Here is a 19,239-nt window from a genome sequence, read left to right as displayed (position 1 = left end):
CGATCAGGATCCTGTTCCCGCGTCCGCGCTGCCAATGAGCTGGGACGACATCCGCTACTTCCTCGCGGTGATGCGCGGCGGCAGCCTGTCGGCCGCTGCTCGCGCGCTGCAGGTCCAGCATTCGACGGTCGCGCGGCGCATCGACGCACTGGAATCCGCGCTCGGGATCCGGCTGTTCGACCGGCTGCCGCGCGGCTGGCCGCCGACCGACGAAGGACTGCACCTCGCCGAGCACGCAACGCGCCTCGAAGCCGATGCGCATGCGTTCGCGCGCGCCGCGCAGGGCGCCGCTGCACTCGACGGCGCGGTGCGCGTGTCGGCGTCGCCGGTGTTCGCCAGCCATTTCCTTGCGCCTCGCCTGGCCCGTGCGCAGCGCGCGTGGCCGGCATTGCGGATCGACCTGATGGGCGAGATGCATGCGGCGAACCTGTATGCACGCGAAGCCGATCTCGCGGTGCGGCTGTCGCGGCCGAGCGAGCCGGGACTCGCCGCGCGCCGGCTCGGCACGATGCGCTTCGCGCTGTGCGCAGCGCTGGAATGGGTCGACGCGCCGCCCGACACCTGGCCGTTCGTCGGCTACGACGACGCGCTCGCGCAAACGCCGCAGCAGCAGTGGCTCGAACGCTTCGCGGCTGGGCGGCGTTTCGCGTTCGTCGCCAACGACCTCGCCGCGCAGCACCGCGCCTGCGCCGCGGGAGCCGGCGTCGCGCTGCTGCCGCGGTTTCTCGTCGACGATCCGGCCGTGCACGCCGGCGCACCGCTCGTCGAGCTGACCGATGCCCCTCGTTGCGACATCGAGCGCGAAATCTGGCTCGTCGTTCACCCGGACGTGCGCCGGTCGCCGCGCGTGCAGCGCGTCGCCGACGCGATCGCCGATGCGGTTCATGCGGCGGACGGACGGCTGTAGGCACCCGGCGGCGCCATTCGCCGGATGGATTTGCCACGCGCGCCGGCGGACGGCATAGTATTCATTTGATTTCGCTCCCGCCGCCGCCATGCCTATCGCTCCCGCCTGCGTCGTTCGCGACGCAACCGACGCCGACCTCGATGCGATCCACGCGATTTACGCGCATCACGTTCACCACAGCGTCGCGTCGTTCGAGGAAACGCCGCCCGGCGTCGCCGAGCTGCGCGCACGCCGCGACGCGGTGCTGCATCACGGGCTGCCGTATCTCGTCGCCGAATGCGACGGCCGCGTGGCCGGCTACGCGTACGCGACGCCGTACCGCGCGCGCAGCGCGTACCGCTTCGCGATCGAGGATTCGATCTACATCGACGATGCGCAGCGCGGGCGCGGGATCGGCCGCGCGCTGCTCGCCGCGCTGATCGAACGCTGCGAAGCGGGCCCGTGGCGGCAGATGATCGCGATCATCGCCGACGGCGGCACCGGCGGCTCGACGTCGCTGCACCGCGCATTCGGTTTCGAGCCGGCCGGCGTGCTGAAAGCGGTCGGCTTCAAGCACGGCCGCTGGATCGACACGGCGCTGCTGCAACGGCCGCTCGGCGACGGCGCGCACATGCTCCCTGCGTCGCGCCAGCCCGCCGCGTCGCGCTAGAATGACCGCATGTCAAAACAGACTCATTCCACGCCCGACGAGGCTGCGCCGGATTCCCGCAACGAGTACACGGTCGACGAACTCGCGCGCGTATCCGACACCACCGTGCGCAACGTCCGCGCGTACCAGGATCGCGGGTTGCTCGCGCCGCCGGAAAAACGCGGACGCGTCGGCATCTACGACGACACGCACGTCGCACGCCTGAAGCTGATCAACCATCTGCTCGCGCGCGGCTACACGCTGTCGAACATCCAGGACCTGATCAAGGCGATCGACGAAGGCCACGACCTGCGCTCGATCCTCGGTCTCGAAAACGCGATCGGCGGCCGCTGGTCGCACGAACTGCCGAAAACCTATTCGCTCGCCGCGCTCGCGCAGATGTTCGGCCCGCAGGCGACCGCGCAGCTGTCGCGCGTGACCGAGCTCGGGCTGCTCGAACGGCGCGGCCTGTCGTTCGTCGCGAAGAGCCCCGCGCTGCTCGAGGCGGCGGCCGCGATGACGAAGGAAGGGATCCCGCCGCGCGAGCTGCTCGACGTGATCAGCCTCGCGCGGCCGCATTTCGACGCGATCGCGCGGCTGCTCGTCGACCTCGTCGTGAAGCGGCTCGACCGCTACGACGCCGGCACGCTGCCGCCGGCCACCGACGTGCCCGAGCTGGTCGACGCGATCTGGCGCTTGCGCCCGCTCGCGGCCGTGTTCGTCGAGGGCGAGACGAATCGCGCGCTCGAAACCGCGGCAAGCGCGTATCTCGGCGGCCGCGTCGCGACGATCCTCGACAAGAAGCTCAGCGACGAAGCGGCGCGCCAGTCCGGCACGCCGGATACGTCCGGTCCGGCAGACGACGGCGACAAAGCATAGGGCCGCCGCCGTCATATTCATATCGGCAATGCTTCGTTTGCCGGCGCGATCGCCCATGCGACGATTCTTCCAACCGAGCGGCACCGGCCGCTCCCCGAAGATGTCTCGCATGGAGTTCGTTCGATGATTCGTTTCACCCGCTGGATCACCCGCACCGCCGCCGTCTCGCTCGTTGCCCTGTCTGCCGCGTCGGCCTTCGCGCAAGGCAGCGCCGACAAGATCGTGCGCATCGGTTATCAAAAGGCCGGCCTGCTGTCGATCGTCAAGGCGCAGGGCTCGCTCGAAGCGCGGCTCAAGCCGCTCGGCTACGGTGTTCAATGGTTCGAATTCCCGGCCGGCCCGCAACTGCTCGAAGCGCTGAATGCGAACAGCATCGACTTCGGCTACACGGGCGCGCCGCCGCCCGTGTTCGCGCAGGCGGCAGGCGTGCAGTTCGTCTATGTCGGCGCGGAACCGCCGGCGCCGCACAACGAGGCCGTGTTCGTGAAGGGCGATTCGCCGATCCGGACGGTAGCCGGCCTGCGCGGCAAGAAGGTCGCGCTGCAGAAAGGCTCGAGCGCAAACTACCTGCTGCTCGAGGCGCTGAAGAAGGCCGGCGTGCGCTATGACGAAATCCAGCCGGTCTATCTCGCGCCGGCCGACGCGCGCGCCGCGTTCGAAAGCGGCAATGTCGATGCGTGGGCCGTGTGGGATCCGTACTATGCAGCTGCGCAGAACGCGCTGAAGGTGCGTACGCTGTCCGACTACACGGGGCTCGCGGCGACCAACAATTTCTACGAGGCGACGCGGAGTTTCGCGCAACAGCATCCCGACGTGGTCGGCGCGATCCTGAAACAGGCGCGCGAAACGGGCCAGTGGGTCAACGGGCATCCGGCCGACACGGCCGCGCTGCTTGCGCCGAAGGTCGGGTTGCCGCAGGCGCTCGTCGAGACGTGGATCAAGCGCGTGCCGTTCGGTGCGGTGCCGATCGACGAGAAGATCGTCGCCGGTCAGCAAGGCGTTGCCGATGCGTTTTACGCGGCGAAGCTGATTCCGCAGAAGCTGAGTGTCACGGAGAATGCGTGGATCGATAAAAGCGTCGCGGGTGCGCTGGCGGCGAAGTAACGCACGGTCGTCGCGCGCCTGTCATTCGCGACAGGCCGACGAGCGCCCTGCCCGTCGGCCGTCGCCCGTTCCGGACCGGCATCCTGTCGTCGCATCCGGCGCCGGCCGGCTCGTGCGGCGCCGAACGCTTCGGCTGAGCGTACCCGCGTTCGCATGCATGGCCCCGCTGCACGAACGTGCGCATCAAGATTAGGCGGAACCCGTTCGCCGATCAGGAAAGCGCTGATGCTACGCACCAACCCACTCGCTTCGCCCAAAGATACTGCCGTCCAATCCACCGAACAGCACACCCCGCCGCCGGCGCCGGAGCGCACGCCATCGCCGCAGCAACCGGGGCACGCGTTGTCGGGGCTTCAGGATCTGTCAAGCAGCCGCGCACGTGCACCGGGCACCACGGGTGTCGAAAAGCGCCCGATTTCGCCGAGCGCGTTCAGCACGCCACAGGCGTCTGCGAAGAAGTCCAGGCTCGACGCCGATGCGCAATCCCCCACCGATATCGGCGACAGTCACGGCCCCGGTCGACTCTTCGGTTCCGGTTCAAACAGCCCAGCGCCGTCTCGCACGGAAAGCGTCCAGACTATCGCGTCGGCACACGGCAGTGATGCGAAGATGGGGGGCAAAGTCGTCGACGTGCCGAATCTGCCGACGCTTCAAGGCCAGCCGGATAAATGGGATCCCAAGCAAGTCCAGCAGGTGAAGCACGCCATCGAGACCGAACTCACGAAGCAACAAGGTCATCCGGTCAAGGTGCTCGGCTATCACGTGACACCCGATCACAACGTGGCATCGCTTCGGGCAGAGGGTTTTTCCGCCGACAAGCACCAAGGGCAAGCAGGCGGGGTCGCCGGCACCAACATCCACGGCCCGGGCCTCTATATTTCCAAACGCCCGACCGGCGACTACGCCAGAGCCGACGGGCACGACACGATGTTCGCGGTAGTCGTGCCCGGTACCGGATTCCACGAGAGCAACGCGAGTCCATCCGAAGCCTGGGCGCCGGCGCAACATCACGCGAGTACCGATACCGGCCATTACATGAAGAGCATTGAAGGCGACCTCAAGATCCTGCCGAGCGCAATCGGGCAGGTCGGGCTCGTTCCCATCGCCCGCATTCCGCCTTCGATGTCGTCGGCAGCGCTGGCGGAGCGCGCGAGCATGTTCGCCAAACCAGCTGTGCCTAAGGCAAACGGCGTTTCACCCGAACTGCACAAGTGGATCACGAGTGCGATCGAAAATCATCCTGCGTTGAAGAACATCGACACGGAGACCGACCCGGAGAAGAGGCGCGCCAGCATCCAGCGCGTGGTGAACGAGCTCGACAGCAATTGGATGAAACCGAACGATGCAAACAGGGAAAGCCTGCTGGCCGATCTGAATGCGCGCTATTCGATACCGGGCTGAGTCGATCTTCCTTTCGCGTTGAATCGACGTTGCGGCCGGCCGGGACCCCGACGCTTCGACGGCGCCGGATTCGCGTGTGCGCCGACGCGTCGAGCAGCAGCAGGCCCGATGGGCTTTCACCAGGGTGCCCGACCTGTCGGCGCACCCGCTTGCCTACTTCCCCGCCACCTTCTTCTGCCGCCACAGGCACAGCAGGTCGCAAGCGACATGCGCCGCCGCGATCGCGGTAATGTCCGCATGATCGTAAGCCGGCGCCACCTCGACCACGTCGGCCCCGACCAGGTTCACCGCCCCGAGCCCGCGCACGATCGCCAGCGCCTGCGCGGACGGCAACCCGCCCGCGACCGGCGTCCCCGTTCCCGGCGCGAACGCCGGATCGAGGCAGTCGATGTCGAACGTCAGATACGCGGGCCGCGCGCCGACGATCTCGACGATCCGCTCGACCGCCGCGCGCGAACCATGGTCATGCACCCATGCGGCATCGAGCCGCTCGATCCCGAGAAAGTCGTCGTTCCACGTACGGATGCCGACCTGCACCGACGTCGCCGGATCGATCAGCCCTTCCTTCACGGCCTTGTAGAACATCGTCCCGTGATTGAGGCTGTCCGGCTCGTCGTCGGCCCACGTGTCGCAATGCGCGTCGAAATGAATCAGCGACAGCGGCTTGCCGTAGCGCTCCGCGTGCGCGACCAGCAGCGGATACGTGATGTAGTGGTCGCCGCCGAACGTCAGCATCTTCGCGCCCGAACGCAGGATCGTGCGTGCGTGCTCGATGATCGCCGGCTTGATCGACAGCGGGTTGTGCGCGTCGAACCAGCAGTCGCCGTAGTCGACGGCCGCGAGATCGTCGAACGGATCGAAGCCCCACGGATACGGATTGAGCTCGGCGAGCTGCACGCTCGCGGCGCGGATCGCGGCCGGCCCGAGCCGTGCGCCCGAGCGATAGGTCGTCGCAAGGTCGAGCGGCACGCCGGAAATCGCGACGTCGACGCCGTCGAGCGTGCGCGAATAGTTGCGGCGCATGAACGACAGCACGCCCGCATAGGTGTTTTCGATCGACGAGCCGTACGGCGTCGTGCGACGGATCGCGCCGTCGCCGTGGAGAAGTTCGGTCATGGGTCGGACCTGTATTCGTGGAGAGCCGGCGCCGCCCCGCTTTCTACGAGCGCGCGGGCCGGGCACGGCATGGATACATCGGGCACGCACCGGCTGTGCATCCAGTCGCGCGGCCGGGCGGGACAACGACAACAACGGCGACAACGGCAATACCGCGGCGATCATAGCAAGCCGAATTGAAGTCGTTGCCCCGGTTCAACCGGGGCAACGCGCGGAAAACTCAGCCGGCGGCGTCGCCCTCCTTCGCAATCGATTCCTAGAAGGATTCGCCGGTTTTTGCACGCCCGTTCTTCCGGATAATGGCCGGCAGCCGCGCCCTCGACGGCGCGCCGTCCGATGCCGGCCGTCCGCTGCCGGCCGCCCGCCGCAGACAACAACAAACCGGAGACACCCGCCTTGATCGCCACGCTTCCCGCCACCTACCGCCGGCTCTGGCCGCTCGCCATCGCCGCCGCGCTGCTGTACGGGCTGTCGCTCGCTGCCGCGCCCTATCCGGGCCAGGCCGTCGCGAAAGCCGCGATGGGCATCCTGCTGCTCGCGGCGGGCAGCACCTGCGGCGCGCCGCGCGAACGCGCGTGGCTATGCGCGGCGCTTGCCACCGCCGTGCTCGGCGACGTACTGCTCGCGCTGCCCGACTGGCCGCTGTCGTTCGTCCTCGGCCTCGGCGCGTTCCTGCTCACGCACCTGTGTTATTGCGCGATCTTCTTCCGGTGGCGCGCGCGGCCGGACGGCTGGCGCATCGTTGCGCTCGTCGGGCTGTGGATCGCCGCGCCGTCGTTCTACGCGGCGTTCTTCCCGCATCTCGGCGAGTTGCTGGCGCCCGTCGCCGTCTACATGCTCGTACTGTGCGTGATGGCGAGCTTCGCGCTCGCGGCCCGCACGCACGGCCCGCTGGTCGCGATCGGCAGCCTGATCTTCGTCGGCTCGGACACGCTGATCGGCGTCGGCCGCTTCCTCGGCGGTTTTCCGGGCATCGACTACCTGATCTGGGGCCTCTACGCACTCGCGCAGGTCACGATCGTGGCCGGGGTTTTCCATGAGACGGCCACCCGATCGATCCGGCCCTGATACTGTTTCAAACAGACCGCCGCATGCCGGCGGTCTGGTCCATCGCCTGTCTCGTCCTGCCGACGGCCCTTCCCGCCCATCCCGCATCGCGGAAAGCGGATCGTTCCAAACCCCGCTCAGCCTTTTCCCGTCTGGCTTCCGGCCCTTAGAGCGCCGCTTCTAGCCCCTTGCGGTTTCCAGGCTCACCCTCTATCGTTACATCAAACAATGTAACATTCGAAAATGAGCCAAATCGGAGACACCCGGATGAATGCTCGTACGTTGCCTTTCGGTCCGCCCGGCCACGACGGCCAGGACGAAACCATCGACATCGCCATCATCGGCACCGGCTTCGCCGGTCTCGGGATGGCGATCCGCCTGCGGCAAACAGGCGTGACCGACTTCGTGGTCCTCGAGAAGGCCGCGTCGGTCGGCGGCACGTGGCGCGACAATCATTACCCAGGGTGTGCGTGCGACGTGCAATCGCACGTCTATTCGTTCTCGTTCGCGCCGAACCCGCGCTGGACGCGCATGTTCGCGCCGCAGCCGGAGATCCGCGCGTATCTGGAAGACTGCGTGCAGCGCTTCGGCATCGGCCCGCACCTGCGCATGAACCACGAGCTGCAGCGCGCCGAGTACGACGAGGCCGCGCAACGCTGGCGCCTCACCTTCGCGAACGGCAAGCGGCTGTCCGCGCGCGTGCTTGTGTCGGGGATGGGCGGCCTGTCGCGCGCCGCGCTGCCGTCGATTCCCGGCGTCGAGAACTTCCGGGGCCGCGCGTTCCATTCGCAGCAGTGGGATCACGACTACGCGCTCGAAGGCAAGCGCGTCGCGGTGATCGGCACCGGCGCGAGCGCGATCCAGTTCGTGCCGCAGATCGCGCCGCGCGTGAAGGCACTCGCGCTGTTCCAGCGCACGCCGCCGTGGATCATGCCGAAGCCCGACCGCAACCTGACCGCGCTCGAGAAATGGCTGTTCCGCACGCTGCCGTTCACGCAGAAGGCCGTGCGCAGCGGCATCTACTGGATGCTCGAATCGCGCGTGCTCGGCTTCGCGATCCATCCGGCGCTGATGAAGAACGTGCAGAAGCTCGCGCTGCGCCACGTCCGCAAGCAGATTCCCGATCCGGAGCTGCGCAAGGCCGTCACGCCGAACTACACGCTCGGTTGCAAGCGCGTGCTGATCTCGAACGACTACTACCCGGCGCTGTCGCGCAAGAACGTCGACGTGATCACGACCGGTATCGACCACATCGAAGCCGACGCGGTCGTGACGACCGACGGCAAGCGTCATGAAGTCGACTGCCTGATCTACGGCACCGGCTTCCAGGTGGCCGACCCGTATCCGCGCGGCGCGATCATCGGCCGCGGCGGCCTCGACATCGTCGACGCATGGCGCGACGGCGCGCATGCGTATCTCGGCTCGACGCTGCCCGGCTACCCGAACTTCTTCATGATCGTCGGCCCGAACACGGGCCTCGGCCACAACTCGATGGTGTTCATGATCGAGTCGCAGATCGAATACATCCTCGGCGCGCTGCAGGCGATGCGCCGCGAGCGCGCGGATGCGATCGAGGTACGCCCGCTCGTCGAGGCGCAGTTCAACAGCGACCTGCAAGGCAAGTTGAAGAAGGCGATCTGGTCGACGGGCGGCTGCAAGAGCTGGTACCTCGACCCGCGCACCGGCAAGAACACGACGCTGTGGCCGGGCTTCACGTGGCGCTTCCGCCAGGCGACCGCGCGCTTCTCGATCGCCGATTACCACGCGTATCGCGCGCCGCAACACGACACGACCGCGCGGCCCGTCGCCGCGCCCGCCGCTTCCGCATCCACGTCCGCCGAAGCGGCCTGAGCCAGACAAGGAGCCATCGACATGAGAGATTTCGCCAACAAGGTCGCCGCGATCACGGGTGCCGGCTCGGGCATGGGGCGCGCGCTCGCGATCCAGCTCGCGCAGGCCGGCTGCCACGTGTCGCTCGCCGACAAGAACGGCGTCGGCCTCGCCGAAACCGAGCGGATCGTCAGCGCGATCGCGCCGAACGTGCGCGTGTCGACGCGCGTGCTCGACGTCGGCGACCGCGACGCGATGTTCGCGTGGGCCGACGACACCGCGAAGGAACACGGCAACGTCAACCTGATCTTCAACAACGCGGGCGTCGCGCTGTCGAGCACGATCGAAGGGATGGAATACAGCGATCTCGAGTGGATCGTGAACATCAACTTCTGGGGCGTCGTGCACGGCACGAAGGCGTTCCTGCCGCACCTGAAGGCATCGGGCGACGGCCACGTGATCAACACGTCGAGCATCTTCGGAATCTTCGCGCAGCCGGGCATGAGCGGCTACAACGCGACGAAGTTCGCGGTGCGCGGCTTCACCGAATCGCTGCGCCAGGAACTCGACATGATGAAGTGCGGCGTGTCGGCGACCTGCGTGCATCCGGGCGGCATCCGCACGAACATCGCGCAGTCGAGCCGCGTCGCTAAGAACATGGTCGGCTTCATCGTCGAGAGCGAACAGCAAGGCAAGGATAGCTTCGAGAAGTTCTTCATCACGACCGCCGACGACGCCGCGCGCACGATCCTCGCCGGCGTGCGCAAGAACAAGCGCCGCGTGCTGATCGGCCGCGACGCGAAAGGTGCGGACTGGATGGCGCGCATCCTGCCGGCCGCGTACCAGGCGCTCGTCGTGCTCGCGACGCGCCGCGAGGCCGCGAAGGCCCGCCGCGCCGCGCGCGGCACGACGGCGCCCGCGCCGGTGCACGCCACCTACAACAATGCAGGCAATCAGGGAGAACAATCATGACGACACCGAACATGATGCCCGTGCGGCGCGACATCCGTTTCGCGCTGCCCCCCGAACGCGCGAAGGACTGGCACGTGCAGGGCGTGCCGGTCACGCACTTCATGAATGCACTGTCGCTGCTGTTCCCGGCCGGCGAGCGCTTCTTCATGGATTCGGTGCGCAACTACCGCGACCGGATCGACGATCCCGAGCTGAAGAAGCAGGTGATCGGCTTCATCGGGCAGGAAGCGATGCACACGCGCGAGCACATCGAATACAACGACCTGCTGCAGTCGTCGGGACTGCCCGCCCACAAGCTCGACAAGCGCCTGTGGACGATCCTCGGCTGGTTCAAGAAGGCGCTGCCCCATTCGATGCAGCTCGCGATCACGATCGCGCTCGAACACTACACGGCGATCCTCGCGAACCAGCTGCTGTCGGGCCACGAGCACCGGATCGACGGCTCGGTCGAAGGCTACCAGCAGATGTGGATGTGGCACGCGATGGAGGAAACCGAGCACAAGGCGGTGTCCTACGACGTGTGGACCACCGTGATGAAGCCGGGCCTCGGCAGCTACCTGCTGCGCACCGGCACGATGCTGACGACGACCGTGTTCTTCTGGACGATCGTGTTCGACTTCCACGTGCGCCTGATGCTCGCGCACCGTCGCGAACACGGCAGGTTCGGCGGCATGTGGCGCCTCGTCAAGTATCTGTACGGCCCGAAACACGGCGTGTTTCCGAGCATCGCACGCGAATGGCTCGACTACTTCCGCCCGGGCTTCCACCCGTGGGATCACGACAACCACCAGTACCTGCAAGGACTCGACACGCTGCTCGAGAACATCGACGCGACCAACGCGCGCTATGCAGCGCAAGCCGCCCCGCGCCGCGTGCCGCTGCACCCGGTCCCGCAGGCATGACGCCATGGCGCGCGCCCACGAGATGCTGACCGTCCAGTCCGGCGACGTGAAGCTCGCCGTCTACGTGAGCGGGTCGCGGCGCGCGCCGCCGCTGATCCTCGTGCACGGCTACCCCGACTCGGCGGCCGTGTGGGCGCCGATCCGCGCGCGGCTCGCGAAGCGCTACCGCGTGATCGCGTACGACGTGCGCGGCGCCGGCGCGTCCGACGCGCCGCGCCGCCGCGCCGACTACACGCTCGAGCGGCTCGCCACCGACCTGAAGGCGGTGGCCGATGCGACCTGCGGCGGCCGGCCGTTCCATCTCGTCGGCCACGACTGGGGCTCGATCCAGTGCTGGGAGGCCGTGACCGATCCCGCGTTCCGCGGCCGCATCGCGTCGTACACGTCGATCTCGGGCCCGTGCCTCGATCACGTGTTCCGGGCGAAGATGCGGCTCAGGCAGAGCCTGAAGTCGTGGTACATCGCGTTCTTCCACCTGCCGGTCGTGCCGTCGCTGGTGTGGCGGCTCGGCGGCGCGGCGCTGTGGCCGCGCTGGCTGCAGATCACCGAACGCGTGCGTGCCGAGCGCGATCCCGTGCAGTTGAAGAACGCGCTGAACGGGCTGCAGCTGTACCGCGCGAACTTCATTGCGCGGGCCCGCAAGCCGCGCGAACGGTACGCGCAGGCGCCGGTGCAGATCCTCGTGCCCGTGCGCGACCGCTACGTGACGCCCGAGATGTCGGTCGACCTCGACCGCTGGCTCGGCGACCACGTGCGCGAGGAAATCGACGGCAGCCACTGGATCGTACTGCGCCACCCCGACATCATCGCGCAGCGGATCGACCGCTTCGCGTCCGCGCAGGAGCGGCCGGCGGCCACGAGCGCCGCGGTTCAGCGCCCCGTCGGCGCCGGCAGGCGCCTGAACAGCGTCTCGTAGTCGATGACGAGCCCATCGTCGTCGATCTCCATCTCGGCCGTGAAATTCCGGAAGATCCCTTCGTAGCGGTAGCGCCGGCCCGGCTCGATGCACGCATAAGCCTGCTTGACCGGCGTGACCTTCAGGTCCGGCGTCGAGATGTACGCGACGTCGATCGGCCGCCGCTCGCCGCGCGCGAGCCCCAGGCGGCCGATCGGCAGCGCATTCGTGAACGGCGTCGCCGCGATGTCGATGTCGATGCAGCCGTCGAGCGCCGGCAGCGCGCGGCCCGAGCCGTCGCGCCAGTGGCCGGCGGCGTCGCCGCGCAACTCGAGCGTGCCGCCGCCCATCACCTTGAGCACCGCGTAGGTCACGCGCCATTGCGGATCGCACTCGACGCGATACGCGAGCCCGTATGCGCGGCCGTACCGCTGGCCGACCACCGCGCTTTCGACGACGATCGCGCCGCCGCTCCGGTCGAACGTCAGATGTTCGACTCCGTCGCCCTCGAGCGACGCCCAACGCACTTCGCGCATCTTTCCGCCTCCGTTTTCCCCAATGCGGGGCATCGTTGAACAAATCCTGACTATCCAGAATTCCCTATTACGGTGCACGAGATTGTGTCCTATGCTCGCGGCTCGTCCTGTTCCGCAGCCATCATGCCTACCGTCCGCCCCGTCCCGCCGTCGATCGACCTGCGTATCCTGCTGCGCGGCATCGGGCAGATCGTGCTGCAGGCGAACGCATTCACCGGCGCGCTGCTGCTCGCCGCGCTGGCCCTGACCGACCTGCGGCTCGCGAGCGCGGCGCTGGTCGGTTCGGCCGCCGCCAGCATGACCGCCGTGCTGACAGGCGCCGAGCGCCGCGACATCGAACAGGGGTTGCACGGCTTCAATGGTGCGCTTGCCGCACTGATCGCGGTGCTGTTCGCGCCCCATCAACTCGCAGCCGTCGCGCTGGTGCCGCTGGTCTCGATCGGCGCGGCACTCGTGCAACGTTCGATGCGCGGGCCGCTCGCCCGCTGCCGCCAGTGCCCGTATTCGAGCCCGTGCCTCGCCGTCACCACGCTGTGGCTGCCGTTTGTCGCGCCGCAGCATGCGAGCGGCGCGACGGCCGGCGCGGCGCCAACGCTTGCTTCCACCGCCGACGCCCTGCTGTCGGGCGTCGCGCAGACCACCTTCGCGCAAGGCGCATGGGCCGGCATACTGATCGTGGCCGGCCTCGCCGTCGCGTCGCGCCGCGCGGCCGCGTTCGCGCTCGGCGGTGCGATCGTGTCGACCGTGCTGCTGGTCGCGCTCGGCGCAAACGGCGCATCGTTCGCCGATGGCCTCCTCGGCTTCAACGGCGCGCTCGCCGCACTCGCGCTGATGCCGCGCGGCCCGCGCGCGGCGCTTGCCGCCGCCGCGCTCGCCGCGCTGATCCAGTGGCTCGCGATGCGCGCGGACGTCCCCGTGTTCACGGCCCCGTTCGCACTCGCATCATGGGCGACCGTCTACGTCGCGCGCCGCTTCACCCTCGGAGAACCCGATGTCGTCATTCGCACACCGTCCTGATGCCGTGAAACCCGGCGGCCCGATCTCGGACGCCGAACGCCGGATGCGCGTCGATCTCGCCGCAGCCTACCGGCTCGTCGCGCTGAACGGCTGGGACGACCTGATCTACACGCACCTGTCCGCGACCGTGCCCGGCGAGCCCGGCCACTTCCTGATCAACCCGTTCGGCCTCACGTTCGACGAGGTCCGCGCATCGAACCTCGTGAAGATCGACCTGGCCGGCAACCGGATCGGCGACGGCGAGCATGCGGTCAACGTGACGGGCTTCGCGCTGCATGCGGCCGTGCACGCCGCGCGCGCCGACGCCGTCTGCGTGATGCACCTGCACAATACACCCGGCATCGCCGTGTCGATCCAGCGCGACGGGCTGCTGCCCGCGTCGCAGCACGCGCTGCGCTTTCATGGCGACCTCGCGTACCACGACTACGAGGCGCTCGCGTTCTCCCCGGCCGAAGGCGCGCGGCTGACCGCGAGCCTCGGCGCGAAATCCGCGATGCTGCTGCGCAATCATGGCACGCTGACGGTCGGCCGCACCGTGGCCGAAGCCTATGTGCTGATGGATACGCTGATCAAGGCCTGCGACATCCAGGTTCGCGCGCAAGCAGGCGGCGGGCCGCTCGTGCTGCCCGACCCGGCCATCGCGGACCGCACGGCCGCGCAACTGCGCGACGGCGGCGCGATCGAAGGCGAACTGGAATGGCCGGCGCTGCTGCGTCGGCTCGACCGGATCGATCCGTCGTATCGCGACTGACGCCGCCTGTCTCATCCTCATCCCGCCGAATCGTTCAACCTCAACCGGAGCATTGCCATGCCGACTTTCAATATCCAGCTGTTCGAAGGCCGCACCGTCGACCAGAAGCGCGCATTCGTCGAAGCCATCACACGCGTCACGTGCGAGACGCTCGGCTGCGAGCCGGGCTCGGTCGACATCATCCTGACCGACGTGAAAAAGGAGAACTGGGCGACGGCCGGGAAGCTGTGGAGCGACGAGCGCTGAGCGTCAGGGGCGGCGAAGCTTCGATACCGCCCGCCCCACGCTGAATCCACGCCGGGCCGCCCGCGTTGTGCGCCCGCACATCGCTTTGTCACGCGATCGGCGCCATAATGCCGGACAGACGCAGCAGCCAATGGCCACCCGACGAGGAGACCGCCATGGAAGCGAAGAACGAGGAAGTCGTCGCACACCTGCTCTCCGATGTCGTCGAATTCGCGCGCGGGCGCCTGCCCGAAGCCACCTTCCGGATCGTCGAACCCTTCCTGCGCCACTACTACGATTTCGTCGACGCCGACGATCTGCAGAACCGCAGCATCGCCGACCTGTACGGCGCCGCGATGGCGCACTGGCAGACCGCCCAGAAGTTCGTGCCCGGCAGCGAGCGCCTGCGCGTGTACAACCCGATCCTCGAACAGCACGGCTGGCATTCCGATCACACGGTGATCGAGATCGTCAACGACGACATGCCGTTCCTCGTCGACTCGGTGACGATGGCCGTCAACCGCCTCGGGCTCGCGCTGCATTCGGCGCTGCACCCGGTGTTCCGCATCTGGCGCGGCGCGGGCGGCGGCATCGAGCGCGTCGATGCGGGCGGCGCGACGCCCGGCGACGGCCAGTCGCAACTCGCGTCGTTCATCCATTTCGAGGTCGACCGCTGCGGCGACGCCGCGCTGCTCGACACGCTGCGCGAGGACATCGCGCGCGTGCTCGGCGACGTGCGCGCGTCGGTCGAGGACTGGCCGAAGATCGTCGAAATCGCCCGCGCAACGATCAAGGAGATGAAGGCGCGCGAATCGACCGCGGAAGACATCGAGGCGCGCGCGTTCCTCGAATGGATGGCCGCCGACCACTTCACGTTCCTCGGCCAGCGCGACTATGCACTGGTGTCGCACGGCACGGGCTTCGGCCTGCGCGGCGTCGAAGGCTCGGGCTACGGCATCCTGCGCGAATCGCTGCGCACGCCGGGCGCGCCCGACGTGACGCCGCTGCCGCAGGCCGCCGCGGACATCATCACCGGCGCGTGGCCGATCTTCCTGACGAAGGCGAACTCGCGTGCGACCGTGCACCGGCCGGGCTATCTCGACTATGTGGGCGTGAAACTCGTCGGCGCGGACGGCAAGGTCACCGGCGAGCGCCGCTTCATCGGGCTCTACACGTCAACCGCCTACATGGTGTCGAGCGCCGAGATCCCGATCGTGCGCCGCAAGTGCGCGAACATCGTGCGGCGCGCAGGCTTCCTGCCGAAGGGGCATCTCGGCAAGTCGCTCGTGACGGTGCTCGAAACCTATCCTCGCGACGAACTGTTCCAGGCCGACGAAGACCAGCTCTACGACATCGCGCTCGGCATCCTGCGGCTGCAGGAACACCAACGCACGCGGCTGTTCGTGCGGCGCGACCGGTTCGACCGCTTCGTGTCGTGCCTCGTGTTCGTGCCGCGCGACAAGTACAACACCGACCTGCGCCGCCGCATCGCGAAACTCCTCGTCGACGCGTACAACGGCGTGAACGTCGAATTCACGCCGCTGCTGTCGGAATCGGCGATCGCGCGCATTCATTTCGTTGTCCATGCGGAACCGGGCACGATGCCCGATGTCGACACGCGCGAGCTCGAAACGCGGCTCGTGCAGGTCACGCGCCGCTGGCAGGACGATCTCGCCGACGCGCTGCTCGACGCATTCGGCGAAGAGCAAGGCAACCGCCTGCTGCAGCGGTATGCCGATTCGTTCCCGGCCGGCTATCGCGACGACTACCCCGCCCGCACGGCCGTGCGCGACATCGAGCTGATCGAGCGCGTGAAGGACACGGGCCAGCTCGCGATGAACCTGTACCGCCCGATCGAGGCCGAGCCGCGCGCGTTCCGCTTCAAGGTCTATCGCGCGGGCGACCCGATCGCGCTGTCGCGCAGCCTGCCGATGCTCGAGCATCTCGGCGTGCGCGTCGACGAGGAGCGCCCGTACCGGATCCAGACGCCGGACGCGACGCACGCATGGATACACGACTTCGGCCTCGAGCTCGCGGACGATACCGAGTTCGACATCGAGCGCGTGAAGGGCCTGTTCGAGGATGCGTTCGACCGGATCTGGAGCGGCCGGATCGAGAACGACGACTTCAACCGCCTCGTGCTGCGTGCGCACCTGAGCGCGCGCGAAGTGACGATCCTGCGCGCGTATGCGAAATACCTGCGGCAGGTCGGCTCGACGTTCAGCGATGCGTACATCGAACGCGCGCTGACCGGCAATCCGGCGATCGCGCGGCAGCTCGTCGAGCTGTTCCTGCTGCGCTTCGATCCGGCCACCGGCGACACGCGCGACGTGCAGGCCGAACGGCTGCTGAAGGCGATCGAAGGCGCACTCGACCAGGTGCCGAACCTCGACGAGGACCGCATCCTGCGCCAGTTCCTCGGCGTGATCAACGCGACCGAGCGCACGAACTACTTCCTCGTCGACGCGAGCGGCGAATCGAAACCGTACCTGTCGTTCAAGTTCAATCCGGCCAAGGTGCCCGGCCTGCCCGAACCGAAGCCGATGTTCGAGATCTGGGTGTATTCGCCGCGTGTCGAGGGCGTGCACCTGCGCGGCGGGCGCGTCGCGCGCGGCGGCCTGCGCTGGTCGGATCGCCGCGAGGATTTCCGCACCGAGGTGCTCGGGCTGATGAAGGCACAGATGGTGAAGAACGTCGTGATCGTGCCGGTCGGCTCGAAAGGCGGCTTCGTCGTGAAGAACCCGCCGCCGCCGAGCGATCGCGAAGCGTGGATGCGCGAAGGCGTCGCGTGCTACCAGACCTTCCTGCGCGGGCTGCTCGACCTGACCGACAACCTCGTCGGCAACGCGATCGTGCCGCCGCCCGACGTGGTGCGCCACGACGCCGACGATCCGTACCTGGTCGTCGCCGCCGACAAGGGCACGGCCACCTTCTCCGACTACGCGAACGCGATCTCGCACGAATACGGCTTCTGGCTCGACGACGCGTTCGCGTCCGGCGGCTCGGTCGGCTACGACCACAAGAAGATGGCGATCACCGCGCGCGGCGCGTGGGAATCGGTGAAGCGGCACTTCCGCGAGATGGGCATCGATACGCAAACCACCGACTTCACCGTAGTCGGCGTCGGCGACATGTCGGGCGACGTGTTCGGCAACGGGATGCTGCTGTCGCCGCATATCCGGCTCGTCGCCGCGTTCGATCACCGCCACGTGTTTCTCGACCCGAACCCCGATCCCGCGACGAGCTTCGCGGAGCGCGCTCGCATGTTCGCGCTCGAACGCTCGAGCTGGGCCGACTACGATCCGGCTGCGATTTCGCCGGGCGGCGGCGTGTATCCGCGCACCGCGAAGACGATCCCGCTGTCGCCGGCCGTGCAGGCCGCGCTCGGCATCGACGCCCACGCGCTGCCGCCCACCGAGCTGATCCGCGCGATCCTGCAGGCGCCGGTCGACCTGCTGTACAACGGCGGCATCGGCACCTACGTGAAGGCCGCGCGCGAAACCCACCAGCAGGTCGGCGACCGCGCGAACGACGCAGTGCGCGTGAACGGGGCGGACCTGCGCTGCAAGGTGGTCGGCGAAGGCGGCAACCTCGGCTGCACGCAGTTCGGCCGCATCGAGTTCGCGCAGCGCGGTGGCCGCATCAACACCGATGCGATCGACAATTCGGCCGGCGTCGATTGTTCGGATCACGAAGTCAACATCAAGATCCTGCTCGGGCTCGTCGTGTCGGATGGCGAAATGACCGAGAAGCAGCGCAACGCACTGCTCGCGGAAATGACCGACGAAGTCGGGCTGCTCGTGCTGCGCGACAACTACTACCAGACGCAGGCGCTGTCGATCGCCGGCCGCTATGCGGTCGAGCTGCTCGACGCCGAAGCGCGCCTGATGCGCTGGCTCGAACGCGCGGGCCGGCTGAACCGCGTGATCGAATTCCTGCCGACCGACGACGAAGTCGCCGAGCGGCAGGCCGCGAAGGCCGGCCTCACGTCGCCGGAGCGCGCGGTGCTGCTCGCGTACAGCAAGATGTGGCTCTACGACGCGCTGCTCGAATCCGACGTGCCCGAGGATCCGCTGGTGGCCGCGATGCTCGTCGACTACTTCCCGAAACCGCTGCAGCAGCGCTTCAGCGAGCCGATGGGACGCCATCCGCTGCGCCGCGAGATTCTCGCGACGCACCTGACCAACGCGCTCGTGAATCGCGTCGGCTGCGCGTTCGTGCACCGGCTGATGGAGGAAACCGACGCGAAGCCGGGCGACATCGTCCGCGCGTGCATCATGGCGCGCGACGTGTTCGACCTCGACGCGGTATGGCGCGACATCGACGCGCTCGACAACCGCGTGGCCGACGACGTGCAGGCGCGCATGTTCGTCGACGTGGCGCGGCTGCTGGAACGCGCGGCGCTGTGGTTCCTGCGCCACCTGCAATCCGGCGCGGTGGCCGACGGCGGCGTCGCCCAGCTGATCGCGCGTTGCCGCGACGCGGCGGAACGGCTCGCCCCGCAACTGCCGTCGCTGCTGCCGGCCGACGATCTCGACGCGCTGTCCGAGCGGCAGCGCGTGCTGGTCGAAGCCGGCGTCGACAGCGCGCTCGCGGTACGCGTCGCGAGCGGCGATATTTCAGCCGCGCTGCTCGACATCGCCGAAGTGGCCGCGACCTGCAACCGCAGCCTCGAACTCGTCGCGGGCGTGTATTTCTCGCTCGGCACGCTGCTCAATTACGGCTGGATCAGCGAGCGCGCGGCGACGCTGCCGACGCCGACGCACTGGGACATGCTGGCGCGCGCCGCCGCACTCGCGGAAGTCGCGCGCCTGAAGCGCACGCTGACGACGAGCGCGCTCGCGGAGTCGCCGGATTCGACGACGCCGGAGACGATCGTCGGTGCGTGGCGCGAGCGCCGCGACGCCGCGCTCGCGCGCTACGAGCACCTGCTCGCGGACTTGCGCGCGTCGGGCGGTGCGAGCCTGGCGGTGCTGCTCGTGGTCGTGCGGGAAATGGCCGTGCTCGAACGCGCGTGACGGGGATCGCG

Annotated in this window: 16 protein-coding genes; 14 read left to right on the top strand and 2 right to left on the bottom strand. The window is 68.2% G+C overall.

What is annotated here, in order from left to right; all coding sequences use genetic code 11:
• The first annotated feature begins 34 nt into the window (after nt 1–34).
• The 5 genes from AC5LXX_RS21705 to AC5LXX_RS21685 all read left to right on the top strand — a co-directional run bounded on the left by AC5LXX_RS21705 (nt 35) and on the right by AC5LXX_RS21685 (nt 4,919).
• Nucleotides 35–907, top strand: coding sequence for a LysR family transcriptional regulator (locus AC5LXX_RS21705; RefSeq protein WP_493413091.1), 873 nt, complete (start codon nt 35–37; stop codon nt 905–907).
• 88 nt (nt 908–995) lie between these two features.
• Nucleotides 996–1,556, top strand: a complete 561-nt coding sequence (locus AC5LXX_RS21700) for a GNAT family N-acetyltransferase (RefSeq protein ID WP_493413090.1) — start codon at nt 996–998, stop codon at nt 1,554–1,556.
• 9 nt (nt 1,557–1,565) lie between these two features.
• A complete protein-coding gene (locus AC5LXX_RS21695; protein WP_493413089.1) occupies nt 1,566–2,414 on the top strand; it encodes a MerR family transcriptional regulator in 849 nt (282 codons plus the stop codon).
• Nucleotides 2,415–2,537: 123 nt separating this feature from the next.
• Nucleotides 2,538–3,518, top strand: coding sequence for a sulfonate ABC transporter substrate-binding protein (locus tag AC5LXX_RS21690; protein ID WP_493413088.1), 981 nt, complete (start codon nt 2,538–2,540; stop codon nt 3,516–3,518).
• Nucleotides 3,519–3,743: 225 nt separating this feature from the next.
• Entirely contained in the window at nt 3,744–4,919 is a 1,176-nt protein-coding gene (locus tag AC5LXX_RS21685) for a hypothetical protein (protein ID WP_493413087.1), read from the top strand.
• 153 nt (nt 4,920–5,072) lie between these two features.
• On the opposite strand, the gene speB is transcribed toward AC5LXX_RS21685, so the two are convergent.
• Complete coding sequence (gene speB / locus AC5LXX_RS21680; protein ID WP_493413086.1) at nt 5,073–6,035, bottom strand: agmatinase; 963 nt, start codon at nt 6,033–6,035, stop codon at nt 5,073–5,075.
• A gap of 396 nt (nt 6,036–6,431) precedes the next feature.
• On the opposite strand from speB, the gene AC5LXX_RS21675 reads away from it, so the two are divergent.
• From AC5LXX_RS21675 to AC5LXX_RS21655, 5 genes are all read left to right on the top strand, one after another.
• Nucleotides 6,432–7,103: a lysoplasmalogenase gene (locus AC5LXX_RS21675; protein WP_493413085.1), complete on the top strand. Its 672-nt coding sequence runs from the start codon at nt 6,432–6,434 to the stop codon at nt 7,101–7,103.
• Nucleotides 7,104–7,349: 246 nt separating this feature from the next.
• Nucleotides 7,350–8,933 carry a flavin-containing monooxygenase gene (locus AC5LXX_RS21670; protein WP_493413084.1) on the top strand — a complete coding sequence of 528 codons (1,584 nt, stop codon included), beginning with the start codon at nt 7,350–7,352 and terminating at the stop codon, nt 8,931–8,933.
• 21 nt (nt 8,934–8,954) lie between these two features.
• The gene (locus tag AC5LXX_RS21665) at nt 8,955–9,884 is read left to right on the top strand and encodes an SDR family NAD(P)-dependent oxidoreductase (protein ID WP_493413083.1); all 930 of its coding nucleotides are present in this window, start codon (nt 8,955–8,957) and stop codon (nt 9,882–9,884) included.
• On the top strand, nt 9,881–10,786 hold the full coding sequence (locus AC5LXX_RS21660; protein ID WP_493413082.1) for a metal-dependent hydrolase: 906 nt from the start codon (nt 9,881–9,883) through the stop codon (nt 10,784–10,786). Before AC5LXX_RS21665 ends, AC5LXX_RS21660 begins: the two co-directional genes overlap by 4 nt.
• A gap of 4 nt (nt 10,787–10,790) precedes the next feature.
• The gene (locus AC5LXX_RS21655) at nt 10,791–11,702 is read left to right on the top strand and encodes an alpha/beta fold hydrolase (protein ID WP_493413081.1); all 912 of its coding nucleotides are present in this window, start codon (nt 10,791–10,793) and stop codon (nt 11,700–11,702) included.
• Here the strand turns inward: AC5LXX_RS21655 and AC5LXX_RS21650 are convergent.
• Nucleotides 11,657–12,217: a putative glycolipid-binding domain-containing protein gene (locus tag AC5LXX_RS21650; RefSeq protein ID WP_493413080.1), complete on the bottom strand. Its 561-nt coding sequence runs from the start codon at nt 12,215–12,217 to the stop codon at nt 11,657–11,659. The two genes, AC5LXX_RS21655 and AC5LXX_RS21650, sit on opposite strands and share 46 nt — an antisense overlap.
• Before the next feature lie 123 nt (nt 12,218–12,340).
• Here AC5LXX_RS21650 and AC5LXX_RS21645 point away from each other — a divergent pair, with 123 nt between their 5' ends.
• The 4 genes from AC5LXX_RS21645 (at nt 12,341) to AC5LXX_RS21630 (ending at nt 19,228) form a co-directional block, all read left to right on the top strand.
• On the top strand, nt 12,341–13,234 hold the full coding sequence (locus tag AC5LXX_RS21645; RefSeq protein ID WP_493413079.1) for an urea transporter: 894 nt from the start codon (nt 12,341–12,343) through the stop codon (nt 13,232–13,234).
• A complete protein-coding gene (locus tag AC5LXX_RS21640; RefSeq protein ID WP_124446839.1) occupies nt 13,209–13,985 on the top strand; it encodes a class II aldolase/adducin family protein in 777 nt (258 codons plus the stop codon). The genes AC5LXX_RS21645 and AC5LXX_RS21640 overlap by 26 nt, the downstream gene beginning before the upstream one ends.
• Nucleotides 13,986–14,042: 57 nt before the next feature.
• Entirely contained in the window at nt 14,043–14,231 is a 189-nt protein-coding gene (locus tag AC5LXX_RS21635) for a 4-oxalocrotonate tautomerase (protein WP_039344138.1), read from the top strand.
• 155 nt (nt 14,232–14,386) lie between these two features.
• Nucleotides 14,387–19,228, top strand: coding sequence for an NAD-glutamate dehydrogenase (locus tag AC5LXX_RS21630; RefSeq protein WP_493413078.1), 4,842 nt, complete (start codon nt 14,387–14,389; stop codon nt 19,226–19,228).
• The last annotated feature ends 11 nt before the right edge of the window (nt 19,229–19,239 follow it).

It is taken from the genome of Burkholderia torrens (assembly GCF_984668525.1).
The sequence above is the reverse complement of the archived record's forward strand: the minus strand, read 5'-3'. Positions and strand labels throughout refer to the sequence as shown.